Raw genomic sequence first — 22705 nt, forward strand, 5'->3', positions numbered from 1 at the left:
ACGGCCCCCGCCGGGTGTTCAGGCGGTGCGCTGTTCCTCGGCGGTGATGCACAGGCCGCAGATGCCGTAGGAGGTCGGGATGCAGTAGCCGACATCGAGCAGGCAGCGGGGGCAGGTGCGGCGGGCGAGCATCGCCAGCGCGAGCGCGCCCCACTTGCGCGACGTCATCGGCCGGACCGGCTTGGCGCGGTCGACGCGGTAGAGGTAGGCGACTCGCACTCCCCCGGCCCGTCGGTTGACGCGCATCACCTGCGCGGCGATCGGCTGCCCGCCGGGCCGCAGCCCACGGGCGCGGAGCTGCCGACGGGTCGCGAGGTCGTCGGGGGCCAGCCGCCACGGATAGGTAGGCACGCCGTAGCGGGCGCCGGTCGGGTCGTAGCACTGGCCAAATGCCGCGGACATCAGGCGACCTCAGCCTCGGGTCCATCGCCCTCCGGGTCGCCCACGGAGTGCAGCGGACGGCCGTCGACACGCTCGGCCTTCAGGGTGTCGCGCAGCCTGCGGGCGTTGGCCTGCGAGACGTGCAGCGTGGTGCGCAGACGGTCCGCGGTCAGCTCCGCGTCCTTCCACTCCGCGGAGACCGTCCGGGCCTCGCTCAGCGCTTCCTCGAAGGTGCGCTGCGCCTTGGCCTTGGTCGTGGCCTGTCGGCGCGGGCGCGGCTTGGTCGCGGGCGGTTGTGCCGGCCGATTCTGCACCGCGGGCGGTGCGGGGGTCTCCTGCTCAGCGGCGGGGGCAAGTTCGCCCATGCGTAGCATCACGCGTTCGCGCCGCGGGGTCTGCGTCCGCCACTTGCGGCCGTAGCGCTCGCGCAGGTCCGCGCGGGCCAACTGCCGCTGCTTCTCCCGCGTTAGCGCCTCGGAGTAGGAGGTGACCTCCCACAGCGTCATCCGGCGCCACAACGCGAAGGTGGACGGGAAGGCCAGCAGCCACCGGGAGAACCGGATCTTCTCCATGCGGCGACCGGTAGCTGCGCCGATCCGGACGGCGTAGACGTGCGCGCCGATCTCGGAGAACACCACCCACAGCAGCGGCATCGTGCCGTGCGCCAACTTCGCCGACAGGGAGTGTCCAGCTGCGACGTTCAGCCAGCACGTGACCAGGGTGAGCACCCAGGGAACGAACCGCACCCACGCCCACGCCATGTCCAGCCGGATCAACAGCAGGTTGGCCACGGTGAACACCGGGATGGCCACGTCGATGCCAACCGGCAGCATCCACGGAGAGGAGAAATCCCACTGCTCGGCAGCGGCCGACAGAGCGTCGAAGGAAGAGGCCAACCCGAGTGCGCCGACTCCGGCCGCGGCGAGCGCGCCGATACCGGCGAGCCCCATCTCCGGTTTCGTCAGCGGCGGCACCCCGGACGCGGGCACCTCGGGAGTAGAGGTCGTGGCGGTCATCGCTGACCCCCGTTCCGGCGGCCGTGACGGACCCACCCGACGAACTGCATGGCGAACCCGACAGCGGCGATGCCCATCAGGGACTGGTGGCCGGTCACCAGGGCAGCGAGAGAGCCGCTGAGGGCGACGACGACACCGGTCAGGACCAGCGCGAGCGGCCAGCCCTTCGGCGTGGGCGTGGGGTTGGTCGTCATGCCGCACCTCCCCGCAGCGGCGGGTTGACCAGGCCGGTCAGGGTGGCGATCTCGTCGCCAGTGAGGCTGTCGTGCTCGTCCATGGCGAGCGCCACGGTGCGGATCTCGCGCCACAGGTGGGTCACCTTGCGGCGGGCCATCCCGCGCACCATGCCCCAGGACTTGCCGCCCTTGGGCGTGTGGTCGCGACCGAGCTGGGAACCAGCCTGCGCGAGAACGTCGATGGCCAGCTCACGGTCATGCTCGGCTGCGCAGGCGGCAGCCCGCTCGGGGGTCCACAGACCGTAGACCATCAGGTACTGCACCTGCGCGAGCGATCCGGCCGCGCACTGCGCGGCGAAGTGCCACGGCGGCGTGTCCTGCGCCTGCCACGTGGTGGCGCCGGTGACCGCCCAACCACCGTCATCGGTGGACCAGGCGATGACCTCACTGGTGATGACGTGCATGCCGTAGGTCATGGACAGCACCGCGTGACCGGCCTCGTGGAAGGCCATGCCCAACCGTGTCTGCTCGTAGCTCAGCGGCATGTGGAGGGCGGCGCGGGGCTTGCCGGTGTGGTCGGCCAGTTCCTCAGCGGTAGGGGCCATGGTCCTCATGCCGCCACCCCCTTGCGCGCCACGCGGCAGCGGGCGGGGCGGACCAGCGGCACGACGTCGAACAGGTCCGGGTGGGCCTCGATGACCTCCGCGGCCATGCGGATCAGGCCGTCGGGAAGGTCCGGGTCGTCGGCGAGGATGTCGCGCGCCGCGTCCAGGCGGGCCGCGCGCTCTTCGTCGCTCTCGCCCTCAACCCCGAGCCACAGCTCAACGGGGGTACCGAGCGCCAGTTCCGCGAAGTCCTCAGCAGAGATGGCCTGTTGGTGGCCGATGTACGTGCGCATTGACGTTCTCCTGAGTCGATGGGCAGGGAGAGCTCCAGCGGCGGGCGACCTTGCTGGGGAGTCCCGCCGTCGGACACGCATGTTCAGGGCAGTGCGGAATCCGGGGACCGCTTTCCGGTGCACCGCACTGAGGAACATGTATTACGTGTTCCTCATCTTGCAGAGGAGGATTCGCCCCGTCAAGCCCTTCGGCTGTTTGGAGTTCTGCGGGCCCCTCCGCTCGATGTACCTACAGACTGGCCTCGTCGGCGGCGACGCTCGACTTCGCGCCTGTACGACTTGGGTCGCTCTTGGCTAGCGTGAAGTCGTACCAAGTCGTCCCAACTAGCGGGAGGTTGGCGTGGCGAACGAGCGACTGCGCGGCGCGATAGTGGACTTGGGTCTGACGCTCGATGAGGTCGCTGAACGGCTCGGGGTCGCGTCCAAGACAGTCGAACGCTGGATCAACGAACCTGAGCGCAAGCCATATCGCCGCTTCCAGTTCGCGACAGCCTCGCTGCTGAGGTGCGAGGTGTCGTACCTATGGCCGGACGAACGCACATCAGCCGAGGTCACGGCCTCTGGCAACGCGGAGTTGGTCAGGCTCTATCCGCACCGGTCCGTCGTGATGCAGACCCTTTGGACGAACCTCTACTCCACGGCGACCCGTCAGTTTGACCTGTTGGTGTACTCCGGGTTCTGGCTCACGGAAGACGCGACGTTCCACCGCATCGTGAAGGAGAAGTCAGCCGACGGAGTGCCCATTCGCTTCATGCTGGGAGAGCCCACGTCGCAGGCCGTAGCCGTGCGCGGCGAGGACGAAGGGATCGGCGCGACGATGGCAGGCAAGATCCGGAACGCCCTCATCAACTACGGCCCGCTCTTCGGGCTCCCCGGGGTGGAGTTCCGGCTGCACGGCACGACCCTCTACAACTCGATCTACCGGTCCGATGACGAGATGTTGGCGAACGGGCATCTCTACGGCGTCGGCGCCTACATGGCCCCCGTGCTGCACCTGCGACGCGTGCCCGGCGGTGAACTCTTCGACGCCTACGCTGAGAGCGTTGAGAAGGTCTGGGAATCGGCCCGCCCGATCTCTTCACCTGCCGATTGGGAAGGCACTGCCTGATGAGCCGCATCGACTACTTCCGCGACCCGAACGCTCCTCAGGCCAACTCGGTCGTGCCCTCGGTCACCGCGGTCGTCCGAGACGACGCGGGGCAGTTGCTGCTCATCCACAAGACGGACAACGATCTGTGGGCACTGCCCGGCGGTGGCCACGACATCGGCGAGCGCATCGGTGACACTGTCGTCCGTGAGGTTGCGGAAGAGACCGGCATTGACGTTGAGGTAGACAGCATCGTGGGGCTCTACACCGACCCTGAACACGTGCTGGCGTACGACGACGGAGAGGTTCGGCAACAGTTCTCCATCTGCTTCCGAGCCCACCCCGTCGGCGGTTCCCTTCGTACAAGCAGCGAATCAAAAGAGGTCCGCTGGGTTGCCCCAACGGACCTCGATGGACTGGACATTCACCCGTCGATGATGCTGCGAATCCGGCATGGTCTCGACAAATCGCGGCGAGAGCCCTACATCGGCTAACCGTCGGCAGAGACCTGCACCAACCGGCCCTCAACGCGCTTCGCCGCTGCGTGGATCTCGGGAGCCGCGCGCTGAATGAACCGCCCGACGATCGTGTCCGGACCGTACCGCTGCACGATCTCGTCCAGCCGCTCGGCCGGCGTGGTCTGCGTCCCGTCCGGCGTCGTCGTCATGTCGCAGTACAGCAGGGCGTCAACCAGGTCCGGACGCTCTAGCTCGAACTCCCCCTCTAGCTCCTGCCTCAGTCCGCGCTCCTCAGCTTCCAGCAGGGCGCATGAGTGGTGAGCCACGAGACGAACGACCCGCTCGTCTGCCTTTTCCTGGTCGCGGAGGAACCGCGCACCGTCCAGCGGGTGAAAGCCGGTGGTGGCGATGGTCGGCGAGTATCCGATGTCATGCAGCACCGCAGCGGCTTCCAGCAACTCGGCATCGTCACCCATGATCGGGCCCAAGGAACGAGCGCGCTTGGCGACCCCCAACGAGTGCGCCCACCGACGCGGGAGCGGATCGGACAGCAGCGATTCGGAGAGCGAGTACGCCCACTCAGTCAGTCCCATGACGGCCAACACTACGGCCGGACGGTGGGGGTCGGGAGAGCGCGCACGGTTCGTCCCTTGCCATGAACGGTGGCGAGCAGGCCGTTTCCCTCCATCTGGGCAAGGACACGACGCACCGCGGTACGGGAAGCACCGAACCGCTCGCAGAGTCTCGCTTCGGACGGGTACGTGTCACCCACTGATATCGAGTCCTCCGTGATCACGTCAGTCATCCGTTCCGCGAGAGACCGACGGTCGCCACCCCGAGCGACGCGCCACCCGATTCCGGGAGCGGACTCAACAACACCGTCGGCTTCGAGAACCTTGAGAGCGCGACGGATCGTATTGCGGGAGACCCCGTGCGAACTCATCAGGCCAGCCTCTGACGGCAGGGCGTCGATGCCCTCCCCCTCTTCGATCTCGTTACGCAGCGCCTCCGCAATGACCAGGTAGGTTCCGCGCGGACTGGCCTCCGGCACTTCGGCTCCTCTCATTCCACCCATTGCCCGCCGTCAAGAGTGCCACCGGGCCCCGCAGTGCATCGACGGACAAGCAGTGTCCCACGTGTCCGGCTGTCCGGTTACACCTCTCACCTGCACAAACAGCCCGGACAGCTCCAAGTATCGGTGTCCGGGCTGTCCGGTTACAGACGGCTGCAACACCCCCTGGTGTTACAGCCCGTCGGCGAAGCCGACCTCTCAATGGGCGCAGGAGCCGGAGGCGACTCCCTATCTGGTCTACCTCACAGGGGCAAACAGCACTCGCGGAACTTTCCCTACTTGATCAAGGCCCGCGCGCGGTGCGGGCGCGCGCGCCGCCTCGACGGCGCGGCCTGCCTCTGTCTTCGCCCCGGCTGGCCGCGCCAAGGCGGCGCGCTACGTGCAGCGAGCGAGAAAAGAGACCCGCTGTGGCTGGGGCGGTCGACTCCGCGACTTTAGCTCAGCCTAGAATCGATCACCTTAGCCCCTGAGAGCACCAGCGCGTCTCATAGATAACAGAAGAGATCTTGATGCCCCGCAGCGTGAGGTTCCCACGGCTCAGCTCGCAACGAAACGCATTTCACAACACCAGAGAGTCCCTAGGAGAGCTGGCTAGGACATACGGCGACATGATCGAAGCGGCGTCGCTTCACTGGGGAAGCGGCGAGATCGAAAGGATAAGAAGGGAAACGCGCCTGACTGCCGGGCGAATCGCTCGGGAAAATGCATGGGTAAAGGCGTTTTGCGAAGGTTGGCTTGGCCGCCTGCTTGAAACGCTTATTTATTTGGCGGTACTATTCGGCCTACTTTCCGCTTATAGAGCAATCGGTGCGATCGACGATAACGATTTCTCGTGGGGTGCCATTGGGTTCACGTGTCTATGGCTGCTCGCGGTACTTGCGGCGATTGTCACGACGCGTCTGGGATTTTCAGCGAATCTAAAGTGGCGAGGACAGGAGGATCCCGAGAAGAGCCTGAAGTTTAAGTTTGTTCTATTCATTACCTGGCTCTTGTCGGCGCCGGTAGCAATCACTGGCCTGATGTCGATCGTAGCGCAGACGCTAAGTATCGACTTGCCTGTCTGGCTCTCCGTTAATGTGTCGGTTTCGATCCTTGTGCTATCGCTCGAATTTTTTGCACGACCGCTCCTGCGGGTAGTGGCCAGGACCTGGCTACTACCTCCAAGGCACAGGACTAGGCCGTATGATCGACTCTTTTTGCGCCTTCTAAAGTCCGCATCACTTGTCGAGACATGGAGGACGCGGTGGCACGAATCCGCTCGGTCGAGATTCATTATCGCAGAGATCGAGGCGGCGGCACGCGAGTGTGAGCGCACAACTCGAACGGGAAGGAGAGTTCCTCTCGTGGACGGCGCGACTCGAAAAGAGCTGTGGAATCGCTCCCATCGAATCGCCTCTCAGATCAGAAGCCACAAAAGGGCCATTGCCGGGTCGGCCAAAGCGGACGACTTTTCAAATGTCTCAGCATCCCTCTGCTCGGGAGTGGATGCGATCTCGCGAGGCGATGTCGCCAGGCTTTTGGACTCAGCGCCAGAAGTTACTGCCATCTCTCGAATTCGACAGGCGACGCGTAGAGTGCTTCCCGCGATCCTCCTATTCGTTGCCGCTTTCACTCTTCCCTTCGTTCCGGGGATCAACGAGAATAAGGAACTGATCAATAGTATCCGGGTCACGATGATTGCAGCGGGTGTGTTGGCTCTAGTCCTTCCGGCGGATTCTCCTACTAGCGGTCGAATCCTGGATACGCTGACTAGATCGTTGACATGGAAGGAAAAGTAGGGTTACGCGCAGAGGCCGAGTGAGGTGCGCAACTCTCGATAGTCATCCGAATTCAGCGGCACGTGCTCGGGGTCGCTGTGCAGTCGATGGCGGTCAAGCTAGCCTTCGCCTCAATAGCTTCCATCAGCTTTCACTGACCAAGGCTCTTCGCGGACATGCGGCCTAGATCCAGATCGACCAGGCTCCTGCGATTGTTCCAATCACCACACCAGCACCAGCAAGCCAAGCTGGGCCACGAAGATCGTCCATCGCCTGTTGCCATACGAGGCGCTGCGCCCACTCGTAGGTGTACGTCAGACGGCCGAGGCTGAAGGCTGGCTGTCGGATGGCGGTCATTGCGGCCGAAGCGTCCGGGTATGTGCCTTCGGGTGCCTGAATGATCTCGTCGATGGCTGTGAGGTCATCCACGAGGCGTTGCGGCCGGCGCAGTGCCCAGCCGCGGCGAACTACGGGCTCCTGCGACACAGCTCCGACACAGTGTGCGCCTCCGTACCGCAAGGGACTGGTTCCCGCGCAGGTCAGAAGGGACGTGGGGCTCGATCGGCACAATCACTCCGGAGCCAGAGCGACTTCCGATCTGCTCTGCCGCAATGTCGCCGACCGCAATGTGGGCCCGACACGGCTCTGTCTACCGGAATTGTTGGGTGACCCCGGGAAGAGCTGCCTTGGTGACAAGGAATGACACTGTCGTGAGGTTGACGCCGTCGACGAGGAGGTCGACGAAGTGCGCGCCTTCCTCCGTAAGGGGGATGCTGCGCAGGGGTACAACGATGGGGACCTGCGCCATGGGTTCCCCGGCGCCGCTTGAGTCGGTCTGCTGCCCGAGATCGGGCGCCTCCCAGCCCAGCTGAAGCTTCCCGGTCTCTGTGCCGTCTTCATGGCGCACGATCACCGTGATGCTGTGTGTACCCGCGAACTCGCTCCACGTCTCCGAGCTGAGCATGATGGCCAGATCGAGATCCGGGGCGGTTGGGAGGGTGAGAGAGGTCTTCGTTACCCCAGCTCCCAGGATGTGCAGCAATCCTTCTCTGACCGTCGCGCGGTCGCAGAGGATCCCCATGCTGAGCTTCACGCTGTGTCGCCTGCTTCCATGGCTGTCGTCACGTCACGCATTGAGATGGAGTTCGATGCGGCGTTCGCGACCCCTGTAGTCGCTGTGCCGCCGATCGGGGCTCCCGTTGTGGCGGCAGCAACCGCGGCAGCCGTCGCCAGTATGGGAGTGACCACCTTGCTGACCTTGACTCGCACCCAGCTGGCGCCAGACGAAGTTGCGCTGCGGTTCTCGGCGAGCGCAGGCGTGATGGGATGCGGCACGGGTTGCGGGACGTCGTCGATCATCGCGCTCCACCTGACGTCCAGGTACGCGAAGCCGTGCTCGATCTTCCGCACGACCGCTGGTGCGGCGACCTCGTCCTCGGACTCGAAGGCTGTGACGGTGTCGCCGACAGCGATGTAGCCGTCCGCGTCCTCGATGAACGCCGGGACGAGGCCTTCGTCGTTGCGCGAGTTCAGGTCGATCTCGATGCGCACGCGGGGGCGTGTGGTGATTTCGATTACCTGTCCCATGCCGGGTTCTTCCTCACGTCGGCGAGCAGGAGGGCTTCCAACCTCTTAACGTCCATTTCGCGCAGTTCGTTGCCCAGGATCACGTCATGATGATGCAGCGGGGGCTCTGAGCGTTCCACTCGGAACCCCTCTGCCTCAAGATGTCGCCGGGTAGTCACAGCAACTTTCCGTCCTTGGACCGGTGCCGTTTCGCAGATAGTCGTGATCAGATCATCGACACTCGTGCGCTCGTCAGGGCGAACGATGCCGAACGTGGAGATCGCGTAGATCGGTGACTTCCCCTCCAGGCGCAGGCGCTCGTAGTCACGCTCTGCCTTTTCCTTGATCTTCTCTGCGCTGAACGGGGCAAACCGTGCAATCAGCAGATCCCCCACCAGAACATCCGTCACACCCTTCAAGCTACCGGACGCTGTGGGACCCGGTGCCTCGGTAACAATTTGTCCTCACGTAGTTCAGTCCTGGCCGGGGTCTTCGCGGAAGGCCTGCGCGATCATCGCGTACTGCGAGGCGATCTCAAGCTGGTGGCGGCTGTTGATCGCCGAGTCCTCGGCCTCGGCCCGGACAAGGAAGGCGCGCGCCCGCCTGAGGCAGTACGAGCGGACTTCGTCGTCGCTGGCAGCGTCCAGGTCCAAGCCTTCCGGTTTGGGGGACTGCGTGTAGGCGGCTTGGTTCCAGGGTCGGTCCTTGGCCATGGTCATCCTTCCGTACGGCATCACAGTTGCCGTACCAGCGGTTGGCGTGGTCAGTGGCGTCCTCGGGCGAGCAACGGCGCGTGAGAGGACGCGGATGGTGCCGGCCGTGATGGCGATGCAAGCGGCCTCGAACTCGGGCGACCTTGGCCGCTACGGCGCCTTCTTGGTTGAAGATGGGACGCCGGGGTACCTCGCGGACTGGCCTGCGACACGTGGCCTCCCCTTCCAGTTATGTGGCGGCTTCCCCTAACAGCGTCCCGCCCGGTTGACCGACACCTAGTGTCCCACCTGTCCGGTTGCGTCTCTCACCTGCATAAACGGCCCGGACAGCTCAAAGTACCGGTGTCCGGGCTGTCCGGTCACAGATGGCTGCAACACGCTGGGGGGTTACAGCCCGTCGGCGAAGCCGCCCCCCAACGGGCGCAGGAGCCGGAGGCGACTTCCGACTTCGCACTATCTGCGATACACAAGGGCACCACACGCCCCGCGGGATCAAGGAATCCGCTGGTCAGAGCCTATTTGCGAAACAATCTCTGATTGTGCTCCGGAGCCGTGTGCGCAGGTTCGAATCCTGCCGGGGGCACCTTGCATTAGGTGCCCAAAGACCCCGCCATCAGCGCTTTAGCTGAGAACGGGGTCTTCGCGTATGTGCAGGCGGATGCCGCCGAATGCGGCTCCATGACAGTGATCACGTTGTAATAGCGTGTTGATCTCGCAGGGCGTCACAGCACGTCACCGGCCGTTTTCGGGCCTGTTCAGCGTAGAGGGTCACCGACGAACTGCGCGGGTACTGGGTGACGAAAGGGTGGCGCGCGGACCCGAAGCACTCGACCGGCGCGGACAGCTTCGAGTCGTCCATCCGTACGGCGCAGCCGGAGGTGCGGCAGACTCACCGAGATGGTCGGCTGGCCCTGACTCTGCAAACTTGCGCGCAAGGGAGCCCAGCGTGGCGATCATCGCGATCTTCGACCAACCCGGCATGACGCAGGCCCAGTACGAACAGGTTGCCAACAAGGTGAACCGCGACCGTGGCCTGGTCAAGAACCCCTCGGACTGGCCCGTACCAGGCCTCATCTCGCACACCTCTGCCCCCACTCCCAATGGCTGGTACGTCGCCGACGTCTGGGAGTCCGAGGAAGCGTTCCGACGGTTCAGTGAAGTCGTCCTGCCGCTCCTGCGGGAGGCCGGTGCTCCGGAGGTGGAGCCGAAGATCTACCCGGTCTTCAACCTGGTGACCCCGTAGCCGTCGGCCTACTGGTACGCGACGTGCTGAGGCATGATCCGCAAAACCACAGGTCAACGAATTTCGTCGGCAGCCCCGTAGCCGTGCAGACATGACGCAAGCCCTGGATCTCTCCAGGGCTTGCGTCTATCGGTCCTACGGACCGTTTCACTATTCGGTGTCGCCCTCCTCCCCCAGGCCCTTCAAGATCCGGTCGTTCATCTCGTGCTCCTGACCGTCGATGCACTTCGCGTAGATCTTGAGCAGCACGTCGACCGAGTGACCCGCGCGAGCGGCCACGTCGGGTGCCGGAACTCCGGAGTTGAGCCACTGCGAGACGCCCGCGTGCCGAAGGTCGTACGGCCGGAAGGCGAGCACGGACGAGACCTGTTCCGGCAGGAGCGCCAGCTCTCGCGTCTGCTTCCACACCCGCGAGTACGACGACGCAGCTACGACGTTGCCTCGCTCACTCGCGAAGAGCCGGCCGTCCTTCGCCGTGCCGAACTCCTTCAGGTGTTCCCGGAGCAGCCGTACCAGCGGCGGCGGTATCGGCACGATGCGCACCTCACCTTCGGCCCGCTGCTTCAGGCCTCTTCGGTCGTTCGCCTCGCCAGAGTCCGTCCATGACTTGCCTGCCGTCGGACGGGTCTCGGCCAGCTCGATACGACCCCAGCCTTTCGCCGGGAGTGTGCAGTCCGAGCGCCGAAGGCCCAGCGCCTCACCAGGCCGCATGGCCGCGTAGTACAGGCACCCGAAGAGCGCCCGCAGCCGTCGACCGCTGGCCCGCTCGTAGCCACCCACGTACGTCACCGCCGCGAGCAGCTCCCGCGCCTGCCGAGGGTTGACCACGACTCGGCGGTCAACCTCCTGCACGGGCCGTTTCCCGCGCTTGCGCCGCACCCGGCTCAGCAGGTTGGAAGGCAACAGCTCCAACTCCACTGCGTACTCAAGTGCGTTGAAGACGATTGCTCGACGCCGCCGGTACGTCTGCGTAGCCGCAGGCTTGCCGTCCAGCTTCCGCCCGAGACCGTCGATCAGCTCATGAACCCGAGCGATCTCCTGCAACTCCGCCACCGGCAGTGACGCCTTTTCGATCCAGCGCACCGCCGAAGCGATCTCCTCGGACCGATCCCGCTCCCGCCGAGGCGGAGGCAGCGTGTACGAGCGCAGAGCCCGCCGCACGATCTCCGGCGTTGGCCGCCCCCGTACCGGCTTGACCAGTACGGGGACGGCCGTCGCCAACGAGTCGGTCATGCTGTCCCGCTGCTTCGCCGACGCCTCTGCCCACCGGGCATCGATGTACTTGAGCACCAGCTCCAGGAACGACAGCGCCGCCTTGCCGCCGCGCAGCGAGTCGGGCAGACCGGACACTGTGTCGAAGGGCTCGCCCTTGTCCACGGCCCGCAGAAGCTTGGCCCGGAAGCGATCGGCCAGCGCCTTGGTCTTGTAGGACTCGCTGAACGCCTGGCCGTCGACGACCCAGCGGACGAGATAGGTCGGTTTCTTGGTCGTCTTGTTGACCGTGAGCTTCCATACGGAGACCTTGTACGACTTCACGACGCGGCCCCCTCCGCATGCTCCTCCAACCAGTCGTTGAGCACGTCACGCCGGACCCGTAACTCACCGTTAGGCAGGCGGATGCAGGCCGGAGCGATGCGCAGCTCCCGCCAGCGGTAGAAGGTGCGCCGAGAGATCCCGCCCAGTTCTTCGAGCACCTGCCGCACGGTGAGCAGTTCGGCCGCCTTCTCACGTGCCACGACGACCACCACCTTCCTGCACGGAGGCAGCGAGGAGCGCCGCCTCCGGCGAGTAGCCGCGCCCGGCGTAGCGCCACTGGCGACCGTAGCGGTCGAGCGGTCGGCCAAGCCAAGGGCCGCCCGCTGTTCCTCCGCCCGATGTTCGGCACGGGCCTCGCGGAGTGCGGTCAGGGTGGTGGAGTAGCGACGCGACTTGGTCGAGAGTGACCTCCGTAGCCGTGGACCGGCCCGAAGCCAGGAGCGGTGAGGGTGGCGAACACCCTAGGGTGCCCCATCACCGACTCCGTGACGTTCTTGCCGCCGATCAGTCCGGCCCGGATCAGCTGATAGGTGTCGGCCCGGTAGAGACGAGAGCAGGTCGGGCAGACCGTCGCCCGCCGGTTGCCGCACGCTGTCAAAAGTCCACCACCGTAGACGTCCGACCCGTACGAGAACAGCGCCTCGCCCGTCGTCGTGTCGACGACGGTTGCTCCGCCGACCAGGTGGATCGGGTTGGTACAACCGCCGAGGCGCACGATATTGCGCCGCCAGGCCGCGAACGCCGGCTCCACTGCCTTGGCAAGCAGGGCAGCAACGCTCTTCGGCAGAGGTTCGGTCATCGCCGACCACTGCCCCGAACGCCTGCCACATCACGGCAGTGATCCCCTCCGGTCGGAGTGGAGTTTTGCGAGTCCACGCTCCGCAAGTACATCAAGAAGGGCAACAACACGTTGCCGTTTTCATCGCGGAAGAGAATTGCGCTGCAATTCCTGTACGGCGTCAACTACATCCACAGCGAAGGCCTGCTTCACCGCGATGTCAGCCTCCAAAACGTTCTAGTGAAGACCTTCAACGGCGGGGCTGTTCTTGTAAAACTGTCAGACTTCGGCCTCGCCAAGGACAAGAATTCCGAGTTCACACGAACAAAGACGGAGATGCGGGGAACCTATCGGGACCCCCTCCTGGCGAACTTCAAGGATTATGGCGTACGCAATGAAATCTACTCGATCGGCTGGGTGCTTTCCTATATCTTCACTGGAAGAGAGGCTCTGATGTCCCAAGATGATGCGCCGAGTCAGATCGTGCGGAAATGTGCGGCGCATGATGTCGCCCATCGGTACGGGAGCCTGCGCGAACTAATTGGTGACGTCGAGAGACTGGAATCCACCCCGCCACCCACGGACGCTCCGGCATAACACTTAAGGGGTGAATCCCTGTGACATCTACGGTGTTGGACGGGCATGCACAGCAACGCCCCCGCCTGGCCGTCAGACCGACCATCAGCAGCACTTGGAGCGAGGACGGATCGAACTCCTAAAGCGGCGTTCACCATCTGCTCCGCTCAGGGTGAGGACGCGAAGCTGGCGGGCAGAACGGGGAGCCAGGATTCTGTTGGGGTCCGCCCCTCACGTAGGGCAGACTCGACGGCGTAAGCGACGTCGGATGGTAGTACGGGCTTGGCCTTACGTCGAAACTTGCTCGGATGCACCTGATTGGTGGTGACCACAAGTGTCGCCCCGCGGGCGTCGGCATACTCGACCGCGAACGCGCACGGCGGCCAGGCCAGCGCCTGAAAGCAGGGCGGCTTTATCATGACGTTGGGGGATAGGTCCTTAATTTCATCTTTCGATGCACATCTGCCGCTGTGATCTCGCTTGTCACTGCAGCCATATGCTCAAAGTACGGCAGCACGACCCTCTGCCGAATCTCACGCTCCCGATATACGTAGGGAGCCACGACGACCCAGGCTCGATGCATACTCAGACCGTAGGATCCGATGATCAGATCTTGAGAAACGAACCCGTGCACCACAAGCTTTCCTAATTCCTCGAAAAAGAAAGCAACGCGACGCACACACTCCTTGGGCTCTTCGGGAAGTTCTAGGTAAGAAATAGGCCCCGGGAACTCCTCTTTGAGGTGATAGAGCACGTATTCCATCGACTTCCGAAACTCTGGCGAACGCCCCTCTCGGAACCCATCAAATATCATTGCCAATGCGTTAGCTTTTTGCGTTGAGCGCAGTTGACCGTATGCGATCACGCTAGAGAAAAGCAATGCCACGACAGATATAGCGAGTGCGGCGATATTTAACCCCATGTCTCACTCCATACGATGGCGATCTCACTCGAAAAATGGCGGTCAATAACCGGCGCGCCCTGGCGGGAGCGATCTGCCCGCCAAGACTTGCTTAATTGCCGCAGTGATTTTCACTCTCTTCCAGCCGCTTGGACCAGAAGTCCATGCCTGAGACCGATTATCAACGACTGTGAGTCCTAGCGGGTCGTAGAGAATTGCACCTCCGTTCTGACGTCTTGTTGAAACGTCACCCCCTTCCCGCGTTTGCTGGAAAGATACTTTGAATCCACTTCCGGGCGGAACGAAGTAGAGGTGCGATACTTGAAGAGTGAGGGGTTCCTCGACCTCTGTGCGACCCCACCGAATGGAAAGGGGAGTGAAATTCTCGCGACCCTCCATAATCACCTTTATAGGGAGCGGCCCCTTGTTGTCAAGGTAGGCATACACCTTGCCATCGAGACCTATGCGGGCCCAGTAAGAGACTTGACTGATGAATTCGCCGCGCTGTCGTTCCTGATCGCGTTTCAGGATCACCATTCCGAGCAAGAGAGTGCCGCTCGTGGTGATCGCGCCAACCCATGTTGGAACGTCCCCCCACTCAGTCCCCATATGGTCAGGATAGGCAGGCAACCGCGTGCTGTGGCGGCTCTTCCAACAGACGCGGCTTGCCGCCGAGGTGCCCTCCCGTTTCTTGGCCCTACCCGTTGAGGCCAACCAAGCAACGGCTGGCCTGAGTGATCCGTTCGCTGGGCAAGTCCAGGCGCAGTCGATTTGATCGCTGGGCCGTGCCTGGCCTTGCGAGGGTGCACGAGACCGACCGGCAGCGAAAGTTGAGCGGACATGCTTTCCTGGCAAGCCACCTATGACCGATGTCCCTCGACGGTGCGCCGCTAAGCCCGCACAGCAACCGCACCAGATCGAGCGGGGAACAGCGGGGAACCACAGGGAAAGCGGCCGAGCCTGACTAGGCGCAGCTCAGCCGTTCGCCCAGGTCAGCGCCATAATCAGTCCCAAATGATCGCAGCTTCCCAAGCTGAGAGCGCAGACAGTCCCTGTCAAACAGATCATGTGCACATCGGTGGTCGCCTCCGCCGCCCCGTCCGGCTGCGCCGCTGAGGCGCCGGTCCCGGCCGGGCGGTCGGAGGCGACCACTTGCACGAGATGGTCAGCGACATGCCGAAGCCCTGTGCACCGGTTGCCGTGGCGGAGGCAGTCGGCACACAGGGCCGGGGTCCGGTCCGCTGCGGGAAGAGAGTCTCTTGTACGTCGTCCGCAGCGGACCGGGGTTTCGGGCGGCGGGTATCAGGCCGCCGGAGTGTCCAGATGTCCCTGTTCTTCGGTCGTTGGGGCCGCGCCGTCCGCCATCTCCGAGGCCAGTCCCGAGGCGATCAACTCGGCCAGTAGTACCGCCGCCTCCGGCCGTATTGAGCCGAGGCGCACCAGGCCGTCACCGAACACGTTCGTCCGAGCCGCGAAGGTGGAACTGCACAGCCAAGTTCCCTGAGGTAACTCTGCAGCTGTGGATACAACCGATCCAGCGGAGTGCGCCAGTCGACGCAGAACAACTGAGCGGCCCCCAAGGGGGCCGCTCAGCGCTGTTCATAGCATCTCTAGGCAGTCAGCCGTCGTTGCCTCCCAACCCATAGCCCTCTCAATCCTCTGGTTGTTCTCCGCCTCACTGTCGTCGATACAGCCCGCGTAGCGACGATGGATAACCTCCGGGGAGTTACCGGCGCGCCGAGCCACTTCAGCCCGGATCCACCGGCTTGATTCCCGGTTGATCGTTTCGGGGTCGTGCAGGCCGTATTGGGCTGAGTTGCGGATTCGGGCATGGAGTGGCCGCTGGTCTGCCCGGCTCTTCCACTTTTTCCACAGGTCTCGGGCCCTTTCGGGCAGGTCGGTCAGGGAGCGTAAGAGGGCCGTCGGTTCATGCACCGTGCTGAACAGCTGGGTGAAGTCCTCGCTCCAGGGCCAGCATTCGGGCAGGTGCAGGGTGAGGCGGCGGGCGGAGCGGGCCAGGCGGGCGGGCACGTTGATCAGGCGGTCACGGTGGTGGCGGTTGTCGCCCTGGCATGGAACGCGAAGGCCAGGGCGCCGACGGCGCGGGGCAGGTTGTGTGCCAGGGCCACCAGGGCGAGCCACACGGCATTGGCCAGTGCATCGTTGGTCTCGTTGCGGGTCTTCGCTACGACCTGGGGCCAGCGCATCTCCAGGTACTCAAGCGCGAAGGCGTACCAACTGGGAAAGGCTGAGCCATGGCCTGGCCCTACGGAGGGCGGGTCATCGGCAGCGCTTTGCCGGACAGCCCGGACGAGCGCAGCACCAACTTCATCGGCCAGGGCCCTGACGTCCGTCGCGCCTCCCGCGGAACCCTTTCCACCGAGCCGCGCCGCCCTCGCAGTCCTCCCGCCACGCCTCCGGCTGCCGACGCCACCTGTCTGGGATACCGAACGGCTCATGACGTCCACCACCTCTCTGCCCAGGTGAACGCATCTAGACCACATCTAGACCAGCTCACAATGGCGTCCTCGGAGGTCCCGTTGTGCACGTCAGGCAACGCATACACGCGCAAGAAACCGAGTCATAGCCATAGGGCGACTCTCTCCGCTGAGCAGGCCTGCGACCCGGAAGACAAGAGGTAGGATAGGTAGCATGACCGAGCCCACCGGCAAGTATTCAATCACTATGCCGCGCGACATCGCGGAAGCGGCCAAGGCCCGCAGCGGCCCCTCCGGGCTGTCCGCCTATGTAGCCGCCGCCGTGGCCCGCCAGATCGAACGCGACAACCTCAACGAAATCATCCAGGTTGCCGAGGCCGAGCACGGACCCGTCACCGACGAGGAGATCCAGGCTCTACGCGATCAGCTCCACCAGGCCCGCCAGCAGCAGAAGCAAGGCGGAGCAAACGCCGCATGACCCGCTCCCCCGCCGTCCCCGGCGGCACCCTGGTCCTCGACAGCGAGGGCCTGGCCAAGGCCGTGCTGCGCGACCGCACCGTCACCGGCTGGCTCGCCCTCGCCCGCGCCGACGACCTGCGGGTGATCACCTCCGCGGCAACTCTTGTCGAGGTGGTCCATCCTCGGATCAACCGACCGGCCCTGGAGTGGATGCTCTCCCGCCTTGTCGTCGAACCGGTCACCGAGTCCATCGCCCGCCACGCGGGCACTCTCCTTGCCGGCGCCGGCCTGCACGGCCACAAGTACGCCATCGACGCCATACTCAGCGCAACCGCCCTCGCCGCCCACACCCCCGTCACCGTGCTCACATCCGACCCGGAGGATCTCACCGCACTGTGCGGTGGACGTGTCACCGTCATCAAGGTTTGACCCCAAAGCTTTTCGCGGCGCGAGTCAGGGCCGGCGGTTGGCACCCGCACCGGCCAGAGCAGCCCGGCAACGCTTCCGCCGCCTCCGCTGTAGGCGCGCCCGCCTCGGCAGCAGATGTCCATCAGACGACTTCCGCCGGGTTTCAGCCCCGCTGGGGAGCCCTATGAGCTCGTCCGCTGTCAGTAGAGGCTGAGACGATGTGCGGATGGCGGGTGACGTCTTTGGTTCGTACGGGCTACGAGGAGCTGGTCACGGAGGAGGCAAGCCTCCGTGAGGGAGCGCTAGCACTGCCCTCCGTGCTGGCGGCAGCTGGGGCGATGGTCGTGCCGGGTGAGCCAGCCAGGGAGAGATCCCGAACAAGACGTCCAAATAGGCTATTTCATTACCGCGGGACATGCGCGGGACATGCGCGGGACGACGGGCCCGACAAACCATCAGGCAAGCCTCCGACCTGCTAAAACGTGTGGGAATCCGACGCCTCCGGAGCCGTGTGCGCAGGTTCGAATCCTGCCGGGGGCACTCCGGGAAGAGAGCTCCTGACCTGCAGAAATACAGGTTGGGAGTTTTTGCGTATGCGTCAAAACGCACGCGCCCTTTTGACCGTTGCCGTGCCGCAGACCGGGGACTACAGCTTCACCGCCTCACCCAACCCCCTTCTGACTTGGCTGAATGTGGCTGATGCCGCACTGAAACGCACACGGTCTGGCGGGTCGTCACTCTTTCGGCCGCCGGCGCGCCATCCGGGAAGTTGACTGCGCGTGTCCCGGCCAATGCCACGTTCACGACATCACCCGCCATGGCCGCGCATGCCTGCCTGGCCGTTCTGCGCGCCTGGGAGCTGGGCGTGAGCAATGGAGAAACGGCCGTGAGGGCGGGCGGAAGGGAGGCTCGAAGCCTCCTCGCCGGGTTGGGGAGTCGGGGGGTCGGCCTGCGGAGGCCGTATCGCCCGTACCCTTCGTGGTGTCTACGGCGTCACATAGCGGGCGCCGAACCACTGGAGGCAATACCCCGTGCTGATTGCTCAGCGTCCGTCCCTGACCGAAGAGGTCGTCGACGAGTTCCGCTCCCGGTTCGTGATCGAGCCGCTGGAGCCGGGCTTCGGTTACACCCTCGGCAACTCCCTGCGTCGTACTCTCCTGTCGTCGATTCCCGGTGCGGCTGTCACCAGCATCCGCATCGACGGCGTTCTGCACGAGTTCACCACCGTGCCGGGCGTCAAGGAGGACGTCACCGACCTCATCCTCAACATCAAGCAACTGGTGGTTTCCAGCGAGCACGACGAGCCCGTCGTGATGTACCTGCGCAAGCAGGGCCCGGGTCTGGTCACCGCCGCCGACATCGCGCCCCCGGCCGGTGTCGAGGTGCACAACCCGGATCTGGTCCTTGCCACGCTCAACGGCAAGGGCAAGCTGGAGATGGAGCTGACCGTGGAGCGCGGTCGCGGTTACGTCTCCGCCGTGCAGAACAAGCAGGTCGGTCAGGAGATCGGGCGTATCCCGGTCGACTCGATCTACTCGCCGGTGCTGAAGGTCACGTACAAGGTCGAGGCCACGCGTGTCGAGCAGCGCACCGACTTCGACAAGCTGATCGTCGACGTCGAGACCAAGCAGGCCATGCGTCCGCGTGACGCCATGGCTTCCGCCGGTAAGACGCTGGTCGAGCTGTTCGGTCTGGCCCGCGAGCTCAACATCGACGCCGAGGGCATCGACATGGGCCCGTCCCCGACGGACGCCGCCCTCGCCGCCGACCTGGTCCTGCCGATCGAGGACCTCGAGCTCACCGTTCGGTCGTACAACTGCCTCAAGCGTGAGGGCGTCCACTCCGTGGGTGAGCTGGTTGCGCGTTCTGAGGCGGACCTGCTGGACATTCGTAACTTCGGTGCGAAGTCCATCGACGAGGTCAAGGCCAAGCTCGCCGGGATGGGCCTGGGCCTCAAGGACTCCCCGCCCGGGTTCGACCCGACCGCTGCCGCCGACGCCTTTGGCGCCGACGACGACGCGGACGCGGGTTTCGTGGAGAACGAACAGTACTGAAGGCTGACGGCGTTATGGACGGGCTGCCAGGTGGGCCAAGTAGAGGTCCACGAGATGCGCAGCCTCGTCCGGGGTGCGATGGCCGAGCAGTACCGCATCGGCCAGGCCGCCGACCAGAGCCAGCATCAGATCCGCCTCTGTCGTCGGATCCAGGTCGGCGGCCAGGTCACCCGCGGCCTGCGCCCCCGCCACCAATGTGGCGATCATCTCGCGTAGTTGGGCGTGGCCGGCTCGGCGATCTCGGGGTCCTTGAGGGCGCGCATCAGGAAAGCGTTGGCCACCAGGGCATCGGTGCGTGTGTTCTCGTCGACCCGCAGTAGCGCCAGGATCCCCGTGGCTATGTCGGCGCGACCACCACGGCGGCATGGAGATGCGGGGATCGAGCGCAAGTAACGTGTCGTGGCGGACGGTCCGCAAGGCGGTGGAGTGGGTCTGGCCGGAGCCGAGGAAGAAGCCGCCACCGCGGCCGGCGCTGCGTACCAGTCAGTGATCGACACCAGCCCGTGACCGACACCAGCCCGTGATCGACACCAGTCGGATCGACGGGATCCTGTGGGCGGCCCGGGACGCGCCGCGCACTGCGGAAGCGTTTCAGGCGGGCAGCTTCGTGTCGACGAGGAGGCTGATCTCGATGACCTGGCCGGGGAAGGTCAGTTCAGTGACACCGACGACCGTGCTGGCCGGGCGGTGGTCGCCGAAGTACGCGAGGTTGCCCTCCGCCGTCGCCGCAGCGTTCTGCCGCAGGCTCACCACGTACAGGGTCTGCGAGATGACCTGGTTGCGGGTGGCTCCGTAGTGGTTCAGGACCTTGTCCAGGTTGGCGTAGGTCTGCTTGAGCTGGGCGGCGAAGTCGCCCGCGTGGCGGAACTCGCCCGCCTCGTCGAGCGAGAGTTGTCCGGAGACGTGGATCAGCTCGCCGGACTTGATCGCCTGCGAGTAGCCGAAGTCGCTCTCGGCCGGCACGTTGTGGTTGAAGACCGCGTTGTGGTTGAAGACCACATTGTGGTTGAAGACATCGATGGTGGCCATGGGCCCGCCCTTCCGATCTGCTCTCTTGCGGTTACTCGGAAACTGTAGGAGAGTGACCGCTGACCTGGAAGAACGCACTTTTCGGTGACTGGGGAACCTGATGGTGACCAAGCAGCTGCTCACGGACCTGCCCGAGGACGCTGACCTGAGGCGCGCGGACTCCCTGGCGCGGGAGATCTTCTCGGACGTCGCCAACAAGTGGGCGCTCCTGATCATCGAGGCGCTCGGCGAGGGCACCCTGCGCTTCAGCGAACTGCGGAACGAGGTCGAGGGCGTCAGCCACAAGATGCTCACCCAGAACCTGCGCATGCTGGAGCGCAACGGCCTGGTCGACCGGAAGGTGCACCCCACCGTGCCACCGCGGGTCGAGTACACCCTTACTGAGCCGGGCCGGGCTCTGCGCACCACGGTCGACGCCATATGCGGCTGGACCAACCAGTACCTCGGTCACATCGAGGGCGCGCGCCGCCGCTTCGACGGCTGACGGGCACGCGGCACGCAGCACGCGGTCGTCGGGCTCGGCGTCACCTGCCGCCCGCACTCCGCGCCCCGGTCCTCGACCGTCCGAGCCCGGGGACGAAGCGGCCCGCCATGGTCCCGTACTCGACGTAGGCACTGCCGTGACTCGCCCGTGACTCGCCCGGAGGTAGGGCTCTTCGACGACGCGTACCGCCGTGCGTTCGTCTCTGGTCTACTCCCACGCGCCAGGAGGCGCCCATCGCCCGCTGCGCCGCCGGCGTGCCCGGAGTCCGGTCACGGCCAGGCCGGTGCCGGTTCCGTAAGCGGCCGGAGCATGCGTGATGAGGACCGGCAGGCCCGCCAGGGTGGCGGTGGGTGCGGTGATCGCGCCGAGCAGCGCCGCCACGAACAGGACGCCCGCCCACCAGGAGGCCGAGCCGGGCGTGCCGGGGCGTGCCGGACAGCCCGCGGAAGCCCGTATCGCCGGTGCGGCGGCGCTGGAGCACCGCGCGGACGCCGAACGCGGACAGCAGCCAGATCCCGTACAGCGCGAGTGCCGCTCAGGCCCAGCCGGTCATCGGCGGTCCGCCTCCTGCTGCGGCGCGCAGCCCGAGCAGTCCGGGCCGCAGCCACAACTGCCCTGCTCCGCTTCGGAGATGGCGCCGATCGGCACCGCGCAGCAGGTGTCGCCCCGCCATGCCTGACGGCCTTCCTTGACCGCGACGGCAGCGATCACCAGGGCGGCGATCGGGTCGGCCCACGTCCAGCCCAGCAGGGAGTTGGCCAGCAGGCCGGCCAGCAGCACGGCCGAGAGGTAGGTGCACAGGAGCGTCTGCTTGGAGTCGGCGGCGGCCGAGGCGGAGCCCAGCTCCCGCCCGGCGCTGCGCTGGGCGGCCGACAGGAACGGCATGACCGCGAGGGAGAGGGCGGCCAGCATGATGCCGGGGGTTGAGTGCTGCGCCTGTCCGGTGCCGGTCAGGGCGCGGACGGAGTCCACCGCGACGTACGCGGCGAGCGCGAAGAACGAGAGGGCGATGATGCGCAGCGCGGTCTTCTCCCGGGCCTCGCGTACGGCGTGGTCGGCGGCGGAGAACTGCCAGGCGACGGCCGCGGCGGAGGAGACCTCGATGACCGAGTCCAGGCCGAAGCCGATCAGGGCGGTGGAGGAGGCGGCGGTGCCCGCGATGATCGCGACGATCGCCTCGATGACGTTGTAGGTGATCGTGGCGGCGACCAGGAGCCGTATTCGCCGGGTGAGCGTGGCCCGGCGGTCGGGGGCCGGTGTGAGGTTCACGGACGTCTGCGTGGTCATCAGCAGCAGCCCTGCTCGTCGGCGTCCGGGCAGGTGCGGTCGGCCTCGACGGCGAGGACCGCGCCGCGCAGGTCGTCCAGGGCGTGTCCGAGGCGGGTGTCGGCCAGCTCGTAGCGCACGCGGCGGCCTTCGGGGACGGCGACGACGATGCCGCAGTCGCGCAGGCAGGCGAGGTGGTTGGACAGCCGGGTGCGGGAGATCTCCAGCGTGTCGGCCAGATCGGCCGGGTGGGCCGGAGCCTCCCGCAGGGCCAGCAGGATGCGGCAGCGGATCGGATCGGCGAGCGCGCGGCCGAAGCGGGCCAGCGCGTCGATGTCGGAGGCGACGGTCAGCACCCTTCGAAAGTACACGACTTCCTGAATTCAGGAAACCTTGAATCATTCGGAGG

At 65.4% G+C, this 22705-nt stretch carries 32 protein-coding genes; 9 read left to right on the forward strand and 23 right to left on the reverse strand.

Going from position 1 to position 22705, the window contains the following annotated elements:
- Positions 1-18 precede the first annotated feature (18 nt).
- The 5 genes from G5C60_RS17245 to G5C60_RS17265 are packed head-to-tail and all read right to left on the reverse strand — an operon-like array spanning position 19 to position 2471.
- Positions 19-402, reverse strand: a complete 384-nt coding sequence (locus tag G5C60_RS17245; protein WP_165260134.1) for an RRQRL motif-containing zinc-binding protein — start codon at positions 400-402, stop codon at positions 19-21.
- On the reverse strand, positions 402-1397 hold the full coding sequence (locus G5C60_RS17250; protein ID WP_165260136.1) for a DUF2637 domain-containing protein: 996 nt from the start codon (positions 1395-1397) through the stop codon (positions 402-404). Before G5C60_RS17250 ends, G5C60_RS17245 begins: the two co-directional genes overlap by 1 nt.
- Complete coding sequence (locus G5C60_RS17255; protein ID WP_165260138.1) at positions 1394-1591, reverse strand: hypothetical protein; 198 nt, start codon at positions 1589-1591, stop codon at positions 1394-1396. Before G5C60_RS17255 ends, G5C60_RS17250 begins: the two co-directional genes overlap by 4 nt.
- Positions 1588-2178: a hypothetical protein gene (locus G5C60_RS17260; RefSeq protein WP_241266872.1), complete on the reverse strand. Its 591-nt coding sequence runs from the start codon at positions 2176-2178 to the stop codon at positions 1588-1590. The genes G5C60_RS17255 and G5C60_RS17260 overlap by 4 nt, the downstream gene beginning before the upstream one ends.
- Before the next feature lie 5 nt (positions 2179-2183).
- Positions 2184-2471 (reverse strand): hypothetical protein, encoded by a 288-nt coding sequence (locus G5C60_RS17265; RefSeq protein ID WP_165260142.1) that lies wholly within the window; start codon positions 2469-2471, stop codon positions 2184-2186.
- Between the two features lie 340 nt (positions 2472-2811).
- Between G5C60_RS17265 and G5C60_RS17270 the strand changes: the two genes are divergently transcribed.
- Together G5C60_RS17270 and G5C60_RS17275 are read left to right on the forward strand one after the other, a co-directional pair.
- Complete coding sequence (locus tag G5C60_RS17270; protein ID WP_165260144.1) at positions 2812-3579, forward strand: helix-turn-helix transcriptional regulator; 768 nt, start codon at positions 2812-2814, stop codon at positions 3577-3579.
- Positions 3579-4052 carry an NUDIX domain-containing protein gene (locus G5C60_RS17275; RefSeq protein WP_165260146.1) on the forward strand — a complete coding sequence of 158 codons (474 nt, stop codon included), beginning with the start codon at positions 3579-3581 and terminating at the stop codon, positions 4050-4052. The genes G5C60_RS17270 and G5C60_RS17275 overlap by 1 nt, the downstream gene beginning before the upstream one ends.
- Here the strand turns inward: G5C60_RS17275 and G5C60_RS17280 are convergent.
- Both G5C60_RS17280 and G5C60_RS17285 read right to left on the reverse strand, forming a co-directional pair.
- Positions 4049-4609, reverse strand: coding sequence for an HD domain-containing protein (locus G5C60_RS17280; protein WP_206439641.1), 561 nt, complete (start codon positions 4607-4609; stop codon positions 4049-4051). The two genes, G5C60_RS17275 and G5C60_RS17280, sit on opposite strands and share 4 nt — an antisense overlap.
- 11 nt (positions 4610-4620) lie before the next feature.
- Positions 4621-5067, reverse strand: coding sequence for a GntR family transcriptional regulator (locus G5C60_RS17285; RefSeq protein WP_165260149.1), 447 nt, complete (start codon positions 5065-5067; stop codon positions 4621-4623).
- 530 nt (positions 5068-5597) lie between these two features.
- Between G5C60_RS17285 and G5C60_RS17290 the strand changes: the two genes are divergently transcribed.
- The gene (locus G5C60_RS17290; protein WP_165260151.1) at positions 5598-6866 is read left to right on the forward strand and encodes a hypothetical protein; all 1269 of its coding nucleotides are present in this window, start codon (positions 5598-5600) and stop codon (positions 6864-6866) included.
- Positions 6867-7028: 162 nt separating this feature from the next.
- Here the strand turns inward: G5C60_RS17290 and G5C60_RS17295 are convergent, their stop codons facing one another.
- The 5 genes from G5C60_RS17295 to G5C60_RS17315 form a co-directional block, all read right to left on the reverse strand.
- Positions 7029-7274: a hypothetical protein gene (locus G5C60_RS17295; RefSeq protein ID WP_165260153.1), complete on the reverse strand. Its 246-nt coding sequence runs from the start codon at positions 7272-7274 to the stop codon at positions 7029-7031.
- A 220-nt stretch (positions 7275-7494) separates the two neighbouring features.
- A complete protein-coding gene (locus G5C60_RS17300) occupies positions 7495-7938 on the reverse strand; it encodes a DUF6941 family protein (protein WP_165260155.1) in 444 nt (147 codons plus the stop codon).
- Entirely contained in the window at positions 7935-8432 is a 498-nt protein-coding gene (locus G5C60_RS17305; protein ID WP_165260157.1) for a hypothetical protein, read from the reverse strand. The genes G5C60_RS17300 and G5C60_RS17305 overlap by 4 nt, the downstream gene beginning before the upstream one ends.
- Positions 8420-8821: a hypothetical protein gene (locus tag G5C60_RS17310; protein ID WP_165260159.1), complete on the reverse strand. Its 402-nt coding sequence runs from the start codon at positions 8819-8821 to the stop codon at positions 8420-8422. The genes G5C60_RS17305 and G5C60_RS17310 overlap by 13 nt, the downstream gene beginning before the upstream one ends.
- A gap of 63 nt (positions 8822-8884) precedes the next feature.
- Complete coding sequence (locus tag G5C60_RS17315; protein WP_165260161.1) at positions 8885-9124, reverse strand: hypothetical protein; 240 nt, start codon at positions 9122-9124, stop codon at positions 8885-8887.
- A 946-nt stretch (positions 9125-10070) separates the two neighbouring features.
- Between G5C60_RS17315 and G5C60_RS17320 the strand changes: the two genes are divergently transcribed.
- Complete coding sequence (locus tag G5C60_RS17320) at positions 10071-10367, forward strand: hypothetical protein (RefSeq protein WP_165260163.1); 297 nt, start codon at positions 10071-10073, stop codon at positions 10365-10367.
- A gap of 150 nt (positions 10368-10517) precedes the next feature.
- On the opposite strand, the gene G5C60_RS17325 is transcribed toward G5C60_RS17320, so the two are convergent.
- From G5C60_RS17325 to G5C60_RS52135, 3 genes are all read right to left on the reverse strand, one after another.
- Positions 10518-11903, reverse strand: a complete 1386-nt coding sequence (locus tag G5C60_RS17325) for a tyrosine-type recombinase/integrase (RefSeq protein ID WP_165260165.1) — start codon at positions 11901-11903, stop codon at positions 10518-10520.
- Positions 11900-12112, reverse strand: coding sequence for a helix-turn-helix domain-containing protein (locus G5C60_RS17330; RefSeq protein ID WP_165260167.1), 213 nt, complete (start codon positions 12110-12112; stop codon positions 11900-11902). Before G5C60_RS17330 ends, G5C60_RS17325 begins: the two co-directional genes overlap by 4 nt.
- Positions 12113-12270: 158 nt before the next feature.
- Positions 12271-12702, reverse strand: coding sequence for a replication initiator (locus G5C60_RS52135; protein ID WP_420907382.1), 432 nt, complete (start codon positions 12700-12702; stop codon positions 12271-12273).
- A gap of 57 nt (positions 12703-12759) precedes the next feature.
- Here G5C60_RS52135 and G5C60_RS17340 point away from each other — a divergent pair, with 57 nt between their 5' ends.
- Positions 12760-13278: a protein kinase family protein gene (locus G5C60_RS17340; protein ID WP_338145845.1), complete on the forward strand. Its 519-nt coding sequence runs from the start codon at positions 12760-12762 to the stop codon at positions 13276-13278.
- Between the two features lie 394 nt (positions 13279-13672).
- Here the strand turns inward: G5C60_RS17340 and G5C60_RS17345 are convergent, their stop codons facing one another.
- Positions 13673-14179, reverse strand: a complete 507-nt coding sequence (locus tag G5C60_RS17345) for a DUF4760 domain-containing protein (protein ID WP_165260169.1) — start codon at positions 14177-14179, stop codon at positions 13673-13675.
- 2015 nt (positions 14180-16194) lie between these two features.
- Complete coding sequence (locus G5C60_RS17350) at positions 16195-16365, reverse strand: hypothetical protein (protein WP_165260116.1); 171 nt, start codon at positions 16363-16365, stop codon at positions 16195-16197.
- Positions 16366-16810: 445 nt separating this feature from the next.
- Here G5C60_RS17350 and G5C60_RS17355 point away from each other — a divergent pair, with 445 nt between their 5' ends.
- From G5C60_RS17355 to G5C60_RS17365, 3 genes are all read left to right on the forward strand, one after another.
- A complete protein-coding gene (locus G5C60_RS17355) occupies positions 16811-17074 on the forward strand; it encodes a CopG family transcriptional regulator (protein WP_165260171.1) in 264 nt (87 codons plus the stop codon).
- A complete protein-coding gene (locus tag G5C60_RS17360) occupies positions 17071-17484 on the forward strand; it encodes a type II toxin-antitoxin system VapC family toxin (protein ID WP_165260173.1) in 414 nt (137 codons plus the stop codon). Before G5C60_RS17355 ends, G5C60_RS17360 begins: the two co-directional genes overlap by 4 nt.
- 1010 nt (positions 17485-18494) lie before the next feature.
- Entirely contained in the window at positions 18495-19517 is a 1023-nt protein-coding gene (locus G5C60_RS17365; protein ID WP_165260175.1) for a DNA-directed RNA polymerase subunit alpha, read from the forward strand.
- Between the two features lie 12 nt (positions 19518-19529).
- On the opposite strand, the gene G5C60_RS52140 is transcribed toward G5C60_RS17365, so the two are convergent.
- The 3 genes from G5C60_RS52140 to G5C60_RS17375 all read right to left on the reverse strand — a co-directional run bounded on the left by G5C60_RS52140 (position 19530) and on the right by G5C60_RS17375 (position 20546).
- The gene (locus G5C60_RS52140; protein WP_241266873.1) at positions 19530-19724 is read right to left on the reverse strand and encodes a hypothetical protein; all 195 of its coding nucleotides are present in this window, start codon (positions 19722-19724) and stop codon (positions 19530-19532) included.
- The gene (locus G5C60_RS52145) at positions 19721-19906 is read right to left on the reverse strand and encodes a hypothetical protein (protein WP_241266874.1); all 186 of its coding nucleotides are present in this window, start codon (positions 19904-19906) and stop codon (positions 19721-19723) included. Before G5C60_RS52145 ends, G5C60_RS52140 begins: the two co-directional genes overlap by 4 nt.
- A gap of 202 nt (positions 19907-20108) precedes the next feature.
- Entirely contained in the window at positions 20109-20546 is a 438-nt protein-coding gene (locus G5C60_RS17375; protein ID WP_165260177.1) for a RidA family protein, read from the reverse strand.
- A gap of 100 nt (positions 20547-20646) precedes the next feature.
- Here G5C60_RS17375 and G5C60_RS17380 point away from each other — a divergent pair, with 100 nt between their 5' ends.
- The gene (locus tag G5C60_RS17380) at positions 20647-21030 is read left to right on the forward strand and encodes a winged helix-turn-helix transcriptional regulator (RefSeq protein WP_165260179.1); all 384 of its coding nucleotides are present in this window, start codon (positions 20647-20649) and stop codon (positions 21028-21030) included.
- Between the two features lie 207 nt (positions 21031-21237).
- Here G5C60_RS17380 and G5C60_RS52150 read toward each other — a convergent pair whose 3' ends face one another.
- The 3 genes from G5C60_RS52150 to G5C60_RS17395 form a co-directional block, all read right to left on the reverse strand.
- Positions 21238-21411: a hypothetical protein gene (locus tag G5C60_RS52150; protein WP_241266875.1), complete on the reverse strand. Its 174-nt coding sequence runs from the start codon at positions 21409-21411 to the stop codon at positions 21238-21240.
- 168 nt (positions 21412-21579) lie between these two features.
- On the reverse strand, positions 21580-22317 hold the full coding sequence (locus G5C60_RS17390) for a cation efflux transmembrane domain-containing protein (protein ID WP_165260181.1): 738 nt from the start codon (positions 22315-22317) through the stop codon (positions 21580-21582).
- Positions 22317-22652: a metalloregulator ArsR/SmtB family transcription factor gene (locus tag G5C60_RS17395; RefSeq protein WP_165260183.1), complete on the reverse strand. Its 336-nt coding sequence runs from the start codon at positions 22650-22652 to the stop codon at positions 22317-22319. The genes G5C60_RS17390 and G5C60_RS17395 overlap by 1 nt, the downstream gene beginning before the upstream one ends.
- Positions 22653-22705: the final 53 nt, after the last annotated feature.

Origin of the sequence: Streptomyces scabichelini (assembly GCF_011045015.1) — a bacterium.
GTDB lineage: Bacteria > Actinomycetota > Actinomycetes > Streptomycetales > Streptomycetaceae > Streptomyces > Streptomyces scabichelini.

Coding starts and splice junctions, on each gene's coding strand:
- G5C60_RS17245 (WP_165260134.1), bottom strand. CDS start 402: ATGTCCGCGGCATTTGGCCAGTGCTACGACCCGACCGGCGCCCGCTAC.
- G5C60_RS17250 (WP_165260136.1), bottom strand. CDS start 1,397: ATGACCGCCACGACCTCTACTCCCGAGGTGCCCGCGTCCGGGGTGCCG.
- G5C60_RS17255 (WP_165260138.1), bottom strand. CDS start 1,591: ATGACGACCAACCCCACGCCCACGCCGAAGGGCTGGCCGCTCGCGCTG.
- G5C60_RS17260 (WP_241266872.1), bottom strand. CDS start 2,178: ATGGCCCCTACCGCTGAGGAACTGGCCGACCACACCGGCAAGCCCCGC.
- G5C60_RS17265 (WP_165260142.1), bottom strand. CDS start 2,471: ATGCGCACGTACATCGGCCACCAACAGGCCATCTCTGCTGAGGACTTC.
- G5C60_RS17275 (WP_165260146.1), top strand. CDS start 3,579: ATGAGCCGCATCGACTACTTCCGCGACCCGAACGCTCCTCAGGCCAAC.
- G5C60_RS17280 (WP_206439641.1), bottom strand. CDS start 4,609: ATGGGACTGACTGAGTGGGCGTACTCGCTCTCCGAATCGCTGCTGTCC.
- G5C60_RS17290 (WP_165260151.1), top strand. CDS start 5,598: ATGCCCCGCAGCGTGAGGTTCCCACGGCTCAGCTCGCAACGAAACGCA.
- G5C60_RS17305 (WP_165260157.1), bottom strand. CDS start 8,432: ATGGGACAGGTAATCGAAATCACCACACGCCCCCGCGTGCGCATCGAG.
- G5C60_RS17315 (WP_165260161.1), bottom strand. CDS start 9,124: ATGGCCAAGGACCGACCCTGGAACCAAGCCGCCTACACGCAGTCCCCC.
- G5C60_RS52135 (WP_420907382.1), bottom strand. CDS start 12,702: ATGACCGAACCTCTGCCGAAGAGCGTTGCTGCCCTGCTTGCCAAGGCA.
- G5C60_RS17345 (WP_165260169.1), bottom strand. CDS start 14,179: ATGGGGTTAAATATCGCCGCACTCGCTATATCTGTCGTGGCATTGCTT.
- G5C60_RS17350 (WP_165260116.1), bottom strand. CDS start 16,365: ATGCGCTGGCCCCAGGTCGTAGCGAAGACCCGCAACGAGACCAACGAT.
- G5C60_RS17355 (WP_165260171.1), top strand. CDS start 16,811: ATGACCGAGCCCACCGGCAAGTATTCAATCACTATGCCGCGCGACATC.
- G5C60_RS17360 (WP_165260173.1), top strand. CDS start 17,071: ATGACCCGCTCCCCCGCCGTCCCCGGCGGCACCCTGGTCCTCGACAGC.
- G5C60_RS52140 (WP_241266873.1), bottom strand. CDS start 19,724: ATGATCGCCACATTGGTGGCGGGGGCGCAGGCCGCGGGTGACCTGGCC.
- G5C60_RS17375 (WP_165260177.1), bottom strand. CDS start 20,546: ATGGCCACCATCGATGTCTTCAACCACAATGTGGTCTTCAACCACAAC.
- G5C60_RS17380 (WP_165260179.1), top strand. CDS start 20,647: ATGGTGACCAAGCAGCTGCTCACGGACCTGCCCGAGGACGCTGACCTG.
- G5C60_RS17390 (WP_165260181.1), bottom strand. CDS start 22,317: ATGACCACGCAGACGTCCGTGAACCTCACACCGGCCCCCGACCGCCGG.